An 11,787-nucleotide genomic window follows, 5' to 3' on the forward strand; every position below is an offset into this window, starting at 1 on the left:
AGGTCGGCGATCCGCCGCATCGTCAGGCCGGGCAAGTACGCGACCTCACAGCCCATGTCCCTGGCCACGGCCAGTGGCAGGGCACCGATCGAAGCGGGCTGATCGACCACGACCAGGACCGTGCTGTGCTTGGTCTTCAACTTGGCGAAGACCTCGCGGAGTTTGGGCTCGCTGTTGGGAAGCCGCTTGTCGAAGGCCTTCTTCCCGGCGGGAGTGACGGCGGTGGCGTGATGTTCGCCTTTGCCGACATCCAGGCCGAGGAAGACGCCGATGTCACTGGTGTCGATCACGTGCACTCTCCGGTCGTACCCACCCGGCCGTCCCACGGCACCGATCGCCACATCCACATTACGAAGAGCCTCCCGACCTGCGAAGAAGCCGGTGGTCATGTCCCTAATCAGCGGTCTGTCAGTGCCTCCGGAGCCGGTGACACCACCCCCCAGGCCATGCACTCGACAGGGGGACCCAGTCATGCCAGCTCCAGAGGCCGGGAGCCCCATTGCGGGGCCACGAAGAAGGTAATGGGGAGGGTTACGGCGGCCGGGGAGTACGCCGGAACGCGGTACAAAGGGGGTATGAGCGAAGCTTCTCCGGCCTCGCCGGACTCCGACGACGTCGAGGCGGTGACACGTGCGGTGCTGACCGCGTCCCGGCTGCTGGTCGGCGTGTCCTCGCGGTCCCTGGCGGCAGTCGAGGACCGCGTGACACTTGCTCAGTTCCGGTTGCTCATCGTGCTGTCCACGCACCGCTCGGCCAAGCTCGTGACGCTCGCAGACCGGCTCGGGGTGAACCCGTCGACCGCGATGCGGATGATCGACCGCATGATCGCGGCAGGGCTCGCGGACCGCCGCACCAACCCCGACAACCGCCGCGAGACCGTCCTGCGGCTGACCGAGGACGGGCACAGGCTCGTCGACGACGTCATGGCCCGGCGGCGGCGCGAGATCGCCTCGATCGTGGCGCGTCTCGCCCCTGAGCAGCGCTCCGCTGATCGAGGCACTGACGGTCTTCAGCGAGGCCGGTGGGGAACCGCAGGAGACCGCCGTCGGCGCGCAGGAGCACCCGCTGGGCTGGGCGGACATGCACGACGCGGACATGCACGACGCGGACGTCCCCGAGACGCATGTGCCGGACACCGACGTGCACGAGGCAGTCATGCAGGAGGCGAACGTACGAGGGACGACGCGCGACGGCTCGATGCTCTGACGGGCGTTGCACCGGCCCGGCGGCGGACGGCCTCGTCGCGCTCCTTGTTCTCCTCGTTCTGCTCGCCACCGGCGGGAACGCCGTCGTCCGGCTGTGTCGGCAGCGGATCGAGGAAGCCGCGGCACGCAGGCTCCAGGCCGGTGGCCGGTGGCCGGTGGCCGGCGGTCGGCGGTCGGCGGTCGGCGGTCGGCGGTCGGCGGCCGCCGGTCGGCGGTCGGCGGTCGGGGGTCGGGGGGACTGGTCGGTGGCCAGTGGCCGGTAGCCGGTGGTCGGTGGCCAGTGGTCGGTCGTTGAGCGTCGGGGGTCTGGACCGCAACCGCCATTCTCGGACCGCTGGCCAGGTACGCAGGACCCAGCGAGCGCCCGGCCGCATCCGAGGGGGCCCGGAGACTGCCCTGGTGACTCTGCACGCGCAGCGGAGAACCCGGCGCGGCCCTCGAACGCGTCCGCATCCGCGGGGTGCGTCAATGTGCCCAAGCCGCCCGCCACATCGTGGCCTTCGTCCGGTGACGGCCTTTCGCGTGCAGCCGGAGCGCGGTCAGCCCGTACGCCGCAATAGCGCCAAGTACATCGCGTCCGTGCCGTGCAAATGGGGCCAGAGCTGGACGTCCGGTCCTGCGCCCAGTGCCGGTACCCCGGGCATCAACGGGCGGGCGTCGATCCACTCCGCCCCGGGCGCGGTCCCGCCGCGGCCCTTCAGCACGTCGTCCACGACGGCGCGCGTCTCCGCCAGGTGCGGCGAGCACGTCGCGTACGCGACGACACCGCCGACGCGGACGGCGCCGAGCGCCTCCCGCAGAAGAGCGCGCTGCAGTGGCGCGAAGCCGTCGAGGTCCTCGGGGCGGCGCCGCCAGCGCGCCTCCGGCCGGCGGCGCAGCGCGCCGAGGCCGGTGCACGGGACGTCCATCAGCACCCGGTCGAACGTGCCGGAGCGCCACGGCGGCCGCGTGCCGTCCGCCGTGATCACCTGGTACGGCCCAGGGTTCCCGTCGAGTGCCCGGGCGACCAGCCGCGCCCGGTGCGGCTGCTTCTCGGCGGCGAGCAACGCGGCGCCCCGCTCCGCTGCCAGCGCCCCCAAGAGCGCCGCCTTGCCGCCGGGACCCGCGCAGCCGTCGAGCCATCGGCTGTCGTCTCCGTCCAGGGGCGCGTTTGCGAGCGAGAGGGCGACGAGCTGGCTGCCTTCGTCCTGCACTCCGGCGCGACCCTCGCGGACGGCGTCGAGCGCTCCGGGCTCACCGCCGTCCGCCAACCGCACCGCGTACGGGGACCAGCGGCCGGGCAGACCGGCCTCCTCCCCCAGCGTCTCCAGCAACTCGTCCGTCGTGCACCTGCCTGGGCGCGCGACGAGCGTCACCTCCGGCCGCTCGTTGTCGGCCTCCAGCAGGTCCTCGATTCCGGCGCTGCCGCCTCCCCCGGCTACCGCTGGGGGTGCCCCCAGCGCGTCCCACAGAGCCGAGACGATCCAGCGCGGATGCGAGTGGACCACGGCCAGATGGTCCTCGGGGTCCTCGTCATAGGGCGGCGCCACGCGGTCCAGCCAGCCGTCGAGGTCGTCGTCCGCGATCCTGCGCAGCACGGCGTTGACGAACTTGGCCCGCCCATCACCCAATACGACCCGAGCGAGTTCGACGGTCGCGGAGACCGCGGCGTGCGTCGGGATGCGGGTGCCGAGGAGTTGGTGCGCGCCGAGGCCGAGTACATCGAGCACGGGAGGGTCGACCTCACGCAGCGGCCGGTCGACGCACGCGGCGATGATCGCGTCGTAGGTGCCCTGGCGGCGCAGCGTGCCGTACACCAGCTCGGTCGCCAGCGCCGCGTCCCGGGTGTCGAACCCTTCGCTCTCCCGGGCCTTGCGCAGCAACGGCGGCAGGACGAGGTTGGCGTATGCGTCGCGCTCGTCGACGGCCCGCAGCGCCTCGAAGGCGAGGATGCGGACGGGATCCTTCTTGGGGCGGCGGTACGGCTTGCCGGGACGGCCACGACGGCGCTGGTCGTTCACGGGAAATGTGCTCCGGGTACGCATGGGGTCTTGTGCCCACCAGCCTACGTCCCGTGGTCCGCGCCCAAGGACCCGGCCGGAACCGGCCCTACCCGCCCAGCTTCTCCCCGCCCGCGATACGCACACCGCGCGCCCAATCGGCAGCCGGCATCGGCTTCTTGCCCTGAGGCTGCACCCACTGCAGCTCGACGGCGTGCGAACCGGTGCCGGCGTGGACCGCCTTCTTGGTGGCGGCGAGGTCTCCGGGACCCAGGTCCGCACGGTCCCCGGCAGGCGTCACCGACATGACCTTCAGGCGCTCGCCGCGGAAGACGGTCCAGGCGCCCGGTGCGGGCGTACAGGCGCGGACGAGCCGGTCCACGCGCAGTGCGGGCGCCGACCAGTCGATCTCCGCGTCCTCGACGTTGATCTTCGACGCGTAGGTGACGCCTTCGGTGGCCTGCGGCACGGCCTTGAGCGTGCCGTCCTCGATACCGTCCATCGTCGCGGCCAGCAGGCCCGCGCCCGCGAAGGCGAGACGGGTCAGCAGATCGCCGCTGGTGTCGGTCGGGCGTACGTTCTCGGTCACCACGCCGTAGACCGGCCCCGAGTCGAGGGACTCCTCGATCAGGAATGTCGTCGCGCCGGTGACCTCGTCTCCCGCCAGCACCGCGTGCTGCACGGGGGCGGCGCCGCGCCATGCCGGCAGCAGCGAGAAGTGCAGGTTCACCCAGCCGTGGGCGGGGACATCGAGAGCGGTTCTGGGCAGCAGCGCGCCGTAGGCCACGACGGGGCAGCAGTCGGGGCCGATCTCGCTGAGGCGGCCGAGGAAGTCCTCGTCACGCGGCCGCGCCGGCTTGAGCACCTCGATGCCCGCCTCCTCCGCGCGCTGCGCGACGGGGCTGGCCACCAGATGGCGCCCGCGCCCCGCGGCCGCGTCGGGCCGGGTGACGACGGCGGCGATCTCGTGGCGCCCCGAGGCGATCAGGGCGTCAAGGGCGGGTACGGCGACCTCGGGGGTGCCGGCGAAGACGAGCTTCATCGGTGATGCGCTGCCTCTCAGGCGGGAACGACGGCGCCGGGCTGCCGGCCCCGGCGGCACTTCAGTCTATGACCTCCGGAATCGCGGCAGCTGTCACGTCCGTGACGGCACGCGCACTCCCGCGCGCCCCTTGGCAACAGGCTCACGCTCACCGGACCGTGACCACTTCGGCAGGTGGCGCGTTGGTCCGGTCAAGAGAGATTGACCGAAATCGGGCCACAGTTGCGGCCCGATCCTATTCAACGCCGGTTCGAGAGGCTTGTTCATGGCCGACCACGCAACCCACGACGCCCAGGCTCGGGCCAGTCTGCACCTCCTGGTGCGGGACATCGAGCGGGTCCGCCGGCAGGTGGACGCACTGCGTACCCTCACCGCCCAGTTGGGCAACGTCTACCGGCCGCGGCGCACCGGCCCGTCCGCGGGATTCGTCGTCTACGGAAGGGCGCCCGCACCGACCGTGCGACTCGCCCAGGAACTGCGGGACAGTGTCGAGACCCTGGTGACCGCGGCCGTCGACTTCGACCGGTCCCTGGGGTTCTCCTGGGACGCGGTGGGCTCTGCACTCGGGGTCACCAAGCAGGCGGTGCACCGCCGTTACGGGTCCCGCCGCACCGCCGCCACCAGCGGTGGCGACAGCGAGGCCCCGGTCCGTACGACCGAGGGCCCGGAGCTGTCCGTCACGCCGTCGCCCTCCGGGCTCCGGCACGGCGGGTCGCAGCCGGCCGTGCCCGCGGCCCGCTCGGTGGCACCGCACACCGCTGCCGGGGCGCCGGTGCGGGAGGACTCCCGTCAGACCGCTCTTCCGGGTCCCCGCCACGGCTGAGTCTTCCGTCGCCCCGCCGTTGCTTCCGTTCGCGTCGGCGTCTTCGCCGTCCGGCGCAGTTCCGCCGCGTCATGCGCCATCGGGCCGCCACTGCACCTGGTGCAGATCGGCGGCCGGCGCTGCGTGAGGGGAGCGCGTACGAGCCGCTGCGCCGCACCGGCGTCCGCGGTCGCAGTAAGGACCGATCCGAGGCCGCCCCTCAGCCCAGGTCGGGCGGGTCCATGCGGACACGCACCGGCTCCCCTTCGCGCCGCACCGCACGAGCCGCCTGGGCGGCCTTCAACGCGGCCGCCAGCGCCGCACCGTTCCCCGGGCGGACGCGCAGCAGGGTGCGCTCCCAGTTCTCCCCCGTCCGGCCCCCGCCCTGCGCGGCCGGTGGCGGGTCGCCCGCGCGACGCGGCCGGCCCGGCGGCGGAGCGGGCAGCGGAACGGGCCCCAACACCTCCGTCCCGACGGGCAGTTGGATCGTGGACAGCAGATCCTGCACATCGTCAGGGCGGCCGACGAGCGCCGCCATTCGCGAGACCGGCGGAAAGCCGAGTTCGGCCCGCTCGGCGAGTTCGCGCACCGCATGCCCCGCGGGGTCCCAGCGGACCAGGGCCTGCACGGGACGCAGCGTCGGCTCGGCGACGACCACCACCGTGCCGCCGTCGTCCTGGCCCCGCACCAGCGCCGCCGCGGCCAGCCAGCGGCGCAGTGCCTCCTCCCCCGCACGCAGGTCGGGCCGGCCGAGCATGGCCCAGCCGTCGAGCAGCAGCGCAGCGGCATAGCCGCCCTCGGCGACCGGCTCCGCGCCCGGCGTGCTGACGATCAGCGCGGGTCTGCCGGACACCGTGTCCAGGACGTGGTCGCGCCCCGAGGTCCGCACCGGTACGGCGGGGAAGGCCCGGCCCAACTCCTCGGCGGTGCGCCGCGCCCCGACGACCTGTGCTCGCAGCCGCACTCCCCCGCACTCGGCGCAGTGCCAGTCGGACTCCGTCCGCCCGCACCAGCCGCAGCGCAGCACGCCCTCGTCCTCCCCCTGGAGCGGCCCCGAGCACTGTGCGCAGCGAGCCGGGGTACGACATCGCTCGCACGACAGCCGCGGCACATACCCCCGGCGTGGCACCTGGATCAGGACCGGGCCCGTACGCAGCCCCTCCCGCACCACCTGCCAGGCCATCGTGGGCAGCCGGGCGGCGCGCGCGGCCTCGTCGCGCGCCTGGTCGGCGTCGCCGATGGTACGGACCAGTGGCGCCGAGGAACGGACCTGCTCGCGCGGGGCCGCGAGCGGCAACGCCCAGCCCGTTTCGACCAGTTGGGCTCCTTCGACCGTGCAGCCGACCCCTCCCAGCAGAAAGGCGGCCTTCTCGTGCGCCGCGCGCAGCAGCAGCACCTCGCGGGCGTGCGGCTGCGGCGCGTGCTGCTCGCTGTGGCTGGAGTCCCCGTCGTCCCAGATCGCGGCGAGTCCGAGGTCCCGTACGGGGGAGAACATGGCGGCCCGGGTACCGACCACGGCGCGCACACTGCCGCGGTTTACCGCGAGCCATCTGCGATATCGCTCCTCGGGCCCGCTGTCCGCGGTGAGCAGCACGTGGCGGCCGGTGCCGACGAGGGCGGTGAGCGCCGCGTCGACGCGCGCGGCCGTACGCCCGTCGGGCACGACGACGAGCGCGCCCCGCCCGGAGGCGAGCGCGGCGGCGGCGGCGCGGGCGAGTTCGTCGGCCCAGTGGGGGCCGGGGAGCGCGGTCCACACCGCCCGGGGGGCGTCACCGCGCGCCAGGGCCTGGAGATAGCCGGGGCCGCTTGCGTACCGCGTCCAGGGGCCGGGCTCAGGCGGCCGCGGCGGCGGCAACGGGTCCGTGGCGGGCTCGGCCTCGGGGCGGACGCGGCGCGGGGGCACGGCGAGTTGGACGACATCGGCGAGCGCGCCGGCGTAGCGGTCGGCGACGGCTCGGCACAGGGACAGCAGGCCCGGGCCGAGCACCGGTTCCGGGGAGAGCACCTGGGCGATGGGGGCCAGCGGCCCGCGGTAGTCGCTCTCGGCGCGCCGCTCGACGATGAACCCGTCGTGCAGTTCTCCGCCCTCGCGGCGGCCCTTGACCACGCGGGCGCCGAAACGGACCCGGACGCGGGCGCCTGGACGGGCCTCGGTGTCCATCGCTGCGGGCACGGCGTAGTCGAAGAACTGGTCGAGGTGGATCAGGCCCTTGTCGACGAGCACCCGCGCCACGGGGTCGTGCTCGGCGAGTGGCGCCCCGCGCCAGGTACGGGGCTTGGCGCGGGGCACCTTCGCCTTGCGCACGGTCTCGCGGATGAGCGCGAGTTGCTCGCCGCCCTGCGGCTCCTCCGCCGGGGACGTCCTCGCCGGGTCCTCGCCCGGCGGCCCGTTCTCGCTGCTCACACACACCGTCCTACCAGACGGGGCCGACACCTCGGTTCGCGGACGCCGTACCGCGCGCATGCCCGCGTAGGACGGCGGCGGCCCCGAACCACTCGGTCCGGGGCCGCCGCCGTGAGGTGCCGGAGGCCTACAGCCCCACCTCGGCGCGGAGCGCGTCGACGCGATCCGTGCGCTCCCAGGTGAAGTCCGGGAGCTCGCGGCCGAAGTGACCGTAGGCCGCGGTCTGGGCGTAGATCGGGCGGAGCAGGTCCAGATCGCGGATGATCGCGGCCGGACGGAGGTCGAAGACCTTGGTGATGGCCTTCTCGATCTTCTCCACGTCGGCCGTGGCGGTGCCGAAGGTCTCCACGAAGAGACCGACGGGCTCCGCCTTACCGATCGCGTACGCGACCTGCACCTCGCAGCGGGAGGCCAGACCGGCCGCCACCACGTTCTTCGCGACCCAGCGCATGGCGTACGCCGCCGAGCGGTCGACCTTGGACGGGTCCTTGCCGGAGAAGGCGCCGCCGCCGTGGCGGGCCATGCCGCCGTAGGTGTCGATGATGATCTTCCGGCCGGTGAGGCCGGCGTCGCCCATGGGGCCGCCGATCTCGAAGCGACCGGTCGGGTTCACCAGCAGGCGGTAGCCGTTGGTGTCGAGCTTGATGCCGTCCTCGATGAGCTGGTTGAGGACGTGCTCGACGACGAACTCGCGGATGTCGGGCGCCAGCAGCGAATCCAGGTCGATGTCGGAGGCGTGCTGCGAGGAGACCACGACGGTGTCGAGGCGGACCGCCTTGTCGCCGTCGTACTCGATGGTGACCTGGGTCTTGCCATCGGGACGGAGGTAGGGGATGGTCCCGTTCTTCCGCACCTCCGAGAGCCGGCGGGAGAGCCGGTGGGCCAGGTTGATCGGCAGTGGCATCAGCTCGGGCGTCTCGTCGCAGGCGTACCCGAACATCAGGCCCTGGTCGCCCGCGCCCTGCCGGTCCAGCTCGTCGTCATCGCCCTCGACCCGCTTCTCGTACGCGGCGTCGACACCCTGCGCGATGTCCGGCGACTGCGCTCCGATGGACACCGAGACGCCACAGGAGGCGCCGTCGAAGCCCTTCTTGGAGGAGTCGTAACCGATCTCGAGGATCTTGTTGCGGACGAGGGTGGCGATCGGCGCGTACGCCTTGGTCGTCACCTCGCCGGCCACGTGCACCAGGCCCGTGGTGATCAAGGTCTCCACGGCGACCCGCGACGTGGGGTCCTCCTGGATCAGAGCGTCGAGAATCGTGTCGCTGACCTGGTCAGCGATCTTGTCGGGGTGGCCCTCGGTCACGGACTCCGAGGTGAACAGGCGGCGGGACACATCGCTCCCTGGGGTTGCAGCGGCTGCTGGCTGATCATGGCTGGACCCGTGCGGGGGCTGCGCCCGACGCGGATCCGGCACCAGTTTATCGGTCACTTCCGGCGAACGGACAAGGCATCTCGCTCCGTGGGAGCGCTATGACCTGCGGAACCACCCGTTCACGGGTCGCTCGTCCTCCGTTCGCATCCCGCGAGCCGGGCGTGTCGTACCTGTTCCGGATCAACGCGGAACGATCGGAAAATATCAGCGGACGCGCCGGCTCACCAGATCCCACACGATCTCGGCGAGATCCTCCTTGGGCCCGAAGGGCACGGGTGTCTCGCTGCCGTCCGCACCCAGCACGACCGCCTCGTTCGCTTCCGAACCGAAGGTCTTGCGCTCCCCCACCTCGTTGACGACGAGCAGATCACAGCCCTTGCGCTCCAACTTGGCGCGACCGTTGGCCAGCACGTCGTCCGTCTCGGCGGCGAAGCCGACGATCACCTGGCCGGACCGCGCCCGGTCGGCAGAGAGCTCGGCGAGCACATCCGGATTGCGCACCAGGGCGACGGGTTCGGGCTCCTCGCCGTCCTTCTTCTTGATCTTGCCCTCGGCGTAGTGCGCGGGACGGAAGTCGGCGACGGCCGCGGCCATGACCACGGCGTCCGCGTCGGCGGCGGCCTTCAGCACGGCCTCACGGAGCTGGACGGCGGTGCCGACCGGCACCACATCGACCCCGGCGGGGTCCGGCAGACCGGTGGTGTTGGCGGCGACCAGCGTCACACGGGCTCCGCGCGCCACGGCCGTACGGGCGAGGGCGTAACCCTGCTTGCCCGAGGAGCGGTTGCCGAGAAAGCGGACGGGATCGAGCGGCTCGCGGGTACCGCCCGCACTCACCACGACGTGCAGGCCCACCATGTCCCGCACCTCTGCACCCGCGGCTCCCCGGGCCAGGACCCGGCGGCAGACGTCGAAGATCTCGGCGGGTTCCGGGAGTCGCCCCTTGCCGGTGTCCACGCCGGTCAGTCGACCGACGGCCGGCTCGATGACGACGGCGCCGCGGCGGCGCAGGGTCGCCACGTTCTCCTGCGTGGCCGGGTGCTCCCACATCTCGGTGTGCATCGCGGGGGCGAAGACCACCGGACATCGTGCGGTGAGGAGCGTGTTGGTGAGCAGGTCGTCCGCGAGACCGTGGGCGGCCCTGGCGAGCAGGTCCGCGGTGGCGGGAGCGACCACCACGAGGTCGGCCGCCTGCCCGATGCGGACGTGCGGCACCTCGTGGACGGACCCCCACACCTCGGTGGACACGGGGTTTCCGGAGAGCGCGGACCAGGTCGCCTCGCCGACGAAGTGGAGCGCGGAGTCGGTCGGCACGACCCGTACGTCATGCCCGGACTCGGTCAGGCGGCGCAGCAGCTCGCACGCCTTGTAGGCGGCGATCCCACCGCTGACACCCAGGACGACCTTCGGCTTGTCCATCGCTCTCCCCACACCATGACCCCGTACCGGCCTGTACCCACCCATGACACACCACAGGCCCGGCGGGCGCGCCGCCGGGCCAGGGATGACGATCCAGTGCTGCTGCTACTGCGCGGGGCCCTCGACGGCCTCGGAGGTCAGCAGACCCGCGTTGATCTCGCGCAGGGCGATCGAGAGCGGCTTCTCGTGCACATGGGTGTCCACGAGGGGGCCGACGTACTCGAGCAGGCCCTCGCCGAGCTGGGAGTAGTACGCGTTGATCTGGCGCGCGCGCTTGGCCGCGTAGATCACGAGGCTGTACTTCGAGTCCGTGGCCTCGAGAAGCTCGTCGATCGGCGGGTTGATGATGCCCTCGGGCGCGGTGATGGAAGAGGACACGCTCTACCTTCCGAAAGGGGGAGAAGATCAGGAAACTCGCATCAAGGCTAGCAGCTCACGCGCCACGTCCTCGACGGAGGTGTTGACCAGGGTGGTATCGAACTCGGACTCGGCCGCGAGCTCCGTCCTCGCCGCCTCCAGCCGGCGCTCGATGACCGCCGGAGGCTCGGTGCCCCGGCCGGTGAGCCGGCGGACCAACTCGTCCCAGCTCGGCGGCGCGAGGAAGACGAGCTGCGCGTCGGGCATGGACGCACGGACCAGCCGTGCACCCTGGAGGTCGATCTCGAGAAGCACCGGTTCTCCGGCGTCCAGATGATCGAGGACGGCTCTTCGGGGCGTGCCGTACCGGTTCCCGGCGAACTCTGCCCACTCCAGCAGCTCACCGTTGGCGACGAGCTTGTCGAACTCCTCGTCCTCGACGAAGAAGTACTGGACGCCGTGCCGCTCCCCTGGACGGGGCTTGCGGGTGGTCGCCGAGACGGAGAGCCACACCTCGGGGTGTGCCTTGCGCAGATGAGCGACGACCGTGCTCTTCCCGACCCCGGAGGGGCCGGAGAGCACGGTCAGTCGCGGACGTGCGTCCGGAGGGGCCGGGGTTTCCCCCGGCGACTCGAGGGGACGGTGCGTCCCCCGGGATGTTGCGGCCATGGGGCGATTATCCAGGTTCCCGGGAGTGCCCGGGAACATCAGGAGGTGGCGCCGCCGAACTCGCGCTCGAGGGAGGCGATCTGATTGGAGCCGAGACCGCGCACACGACGGCTCTCGGAGATGCCGAGACGCTCCATGATCTGCTTGGCGCGGACCTTGCCGACGCCGGGCAGGGACTCCAGGAGGGCGGAGACCTTCATCTTCCCGATGACATCGTTCTCCTGGCCCTGCTTGATGACCTCGTGCAGCGAGGCACCGGAGTGCTTGAGTCGATTCTTGACCTCGGCCCGCTCCCGGCGAGCCGCGGCGGCCTTTTCGAGCGCGGCTGCGCGCTGTTCAGGGGTAAGGGGCGGAAGAGCCACGCCTACGTCACCTCGGATGTCGAACGTCGGATACGGACCGGTGAGGAACCTAGTCGCCCCACACCTGCGGAGCAACGAGCAACGCGCTTGCACGTTCGCTCTGCGACGGAGACTAGCGGCCAAGTGCGCCGGAGTCAGCGAGAACGGCGGAAAAGTCCTGGTCAGCCTTACTT

Annotated in this window: 11 protein-coding genes and 1 pseudogene; 3 read left to right on the forward strand and 9 right to left on the reverse strand. The window is 72.1% G+C overall.

What is annotated here, in order from left to right; translation table 11 throughout:
• Positions 1-290: transposase (locus AB0M26_RS16680; RefSeq protein ID WP_365261063.1), on the reverse strand; the 290-nt coding region annotated here is incomplete at its 3' end.
• Between the two features lie 285 nt (positions 291-575).
• Between AB0M26_RS16680 and AB0M26_RS16685 the strand changes: the two are divergent.
• Together AB0M26_RS16685 and AB0M26_RS16690 are read left to right on the forward strand one after the other, a co-directional pair.
• Positions 576-1,032, forward strand: a pseudogene (locus AB0M26_RS16685) (MarR family transcriptional regulator); the annotation flags it as partial.
• Positions 1,033-1,080: 48 nt separating this feature from the next.
• Positions 1,081-1,206: a hypothetical protein gene (locus AB0M26_RS16690; RefSeq protein ID WP_365261355.1), complete on the forward strand. Its 126-nt coding sequence runs from the start codon at positions 1,081-1,083 to the stop codon at positions 1,204-1,206.
• Between the two features lie 538 nt (positions 1,207-1,744).
• Here the strand turns inward: AB0M26_RS16690 and AB0M26_RS16695 are convergent.
• Together AB0M26_RS16695 and fmt are read right to left on the reverse strand one after the other, a co-directional pair.
• On the reverse strand, positions 1,745-3,205 hold the full coding sequence (locus AB0M26_RS16695; protein ID WP_365261066.1) for a transcription antitermination factor NusB: 1,461 nt from the start codon (positions 3,203-3,205) through the stop codon (positions 1,745-1,747).
• A gap of 88 nt (positions 3,206-3,293) precedes the next feature.
• The gene (gene fmt / locus AB0M26_RS16700) at positions 3,294-4,226 is read right to left on the reverse strand and encodes a methionyl-tRNA formyltransferase (protein WP_365261069.1); all 933 of its coding nucleotides are present in this window, start codon (positions 4,224-4,226) and stop codon (positions 3,294-3,296) included.
• A 265-nt stretch (positions 4,227-4,491) separates the two neighbouring features.
• On the opposite strand from fmt, the gene AB0M26_RS16705 reads away from it, so the two are divergent.
• The gene (locus AB0M26_RS16705) at positions 4,492-5,049 is read left to right on the forward strand and encodes a hypothetical protein (RefSeq protein WP_365261072.1); all 558 of its coding nucleotides are present in this window, start codon (positions 4,492-4,494) and stop codon (positions 5,047-5,049) included.
• Between the two features lie 199 nt (positions 5,050-5,248).
• Here the strand turns inward: AB0M26_RS16705 and AB0M26_RS16710 are convergent, their stop codons facing one another.
• The 6 genes from AB0M26_RS16710 to AB0M26_RS16735 form a co-directional block, all read right to left on the reverse strand.
• Positions 5,249-7,432 carry a primosomal protein N' gene (locus AB0M26_RS16710; protein WP_365261075.1) on the reverse strand — a complete coding sequence of 728 codons (2,184 nt, stop codon included), beginning with the start codon at positions 7,430-7,432 and terminating at the stop codon, positions 5,249-5,251.
• Positions 7,433-7,559: 127 nt separating this feature from the next.
• Positions 7,560-8,768: a methionine adenosyltransferase gene (metK, locus tag AB0M26_RS16715; RefSeq protein ID WP_365261077.1), complete on the reverse strand. Its 1,209-nt coding sequence runs from the start codon at positions 8,766-8,768 to the stop codon at positions 7,560-7,562.
• A gap of 243 nt (positions 8,769-9,011) precedes the next feature.
• Positions 9,012-10,226 carry a bifunctional phosphopantothenoylcysteine decarboxylase/phosphopantothenate--cysteine ligase CoaBC gene (coaBC, locus tag AB0M26_RS16720; RefSeq protein ID WP_365261080.1) on the reverse strand — a complete coding sequence of 405 codons (1,215 nt, stop codon included), beginning with the start codon at positions 10,224-10,226 and terminating at the stop codon, positions 9,012-9,014.
• A 105-nt stretch (positions 10,227-10,331) separates the two neighbouring features.
• Complete coding sequence (gene rpoZ / locus AB0M26_RS16725) at positions 10,332-10,604, reverse strand: DNA-directed RNA polymerase subunit omega (RefSeq protein WP_003982715.1); 273 nt, start codon at positions 10,602-10,604, stop codon at positions 10,332-10,334.
• 27 nt (positions 10,605-10,631) lie between these two features.
• A complete protein-coding gene (gmk, locus tag AB0M26_RS16730) occupies positions 10,632-11,252 on the reverse strand; it encodes a guanylate kinase (protein ID WP_365261083.1) in 621 nt (206 codons plus the stop codon).
• Positions 11,253-11,290: 38 nt separating this feature from the next.
• On the reverse strand, positions 11,291-11,614 hold the full coding sequence (locus tag AB0M26_RS16735) for an integration host factor (RefSeq protein WP_059125536.1): 324 nt from the start codon (positions 11,612-11,614) through the stop codon (positions 11,291-11,293).
• Positions 11,615-11,787: the final 173 nt, after the last annotated feature.

This window comes from Streptomyces sp. NPDC051776 (genome assembly GCF_040681345.1).
Classification (GTDB): Bacteria; Actinomycetota; Actinomycetes; order Streptomycetales; family Streptomycetaceae; genus Streptomyces.

What these genes read in the sequence shown, in the direction of transcription:
- coaBC (WP_365261080.1), bottom strand. Translation starts at nt 10,226, where the DNA reads ATGGACAAGCCGAAGGTCGTCCTGGGTGTCAGCGGTGGGATCGCCGCC.
- fmt (WP_365261069.1), bottom strand. Translation starts at nt 4,226, where the DNA reads ATGAAGCTCGTCTTCGCCGGCACCCCCGAGGTCGCCGTACCCGCCCTT.
- gmk (WP_365261083.1), bottom strand. Translation starts at nt 11,252, where the DNA reads ATGGCCGCAACATCCCGGGGGACGCACCGTCCCCTCGAGTCGCCGGGG.
- AB0M26_RS16705 (WP_365261072.1), top strand. Translation starts at nt 4,492, where the DNA reads ATGGCCGACCACGCAACCCACGACGCCCAGGCTCGGGCCAGTCTGCAC.
- AB0M26_RS16690 (WP_365261355.1), top strand. Translation starts at nt 1,081, where the DNA reads ATGCACGACGCGGACATGCACGACGCGGACGTCCCCGAGACGCATGTG.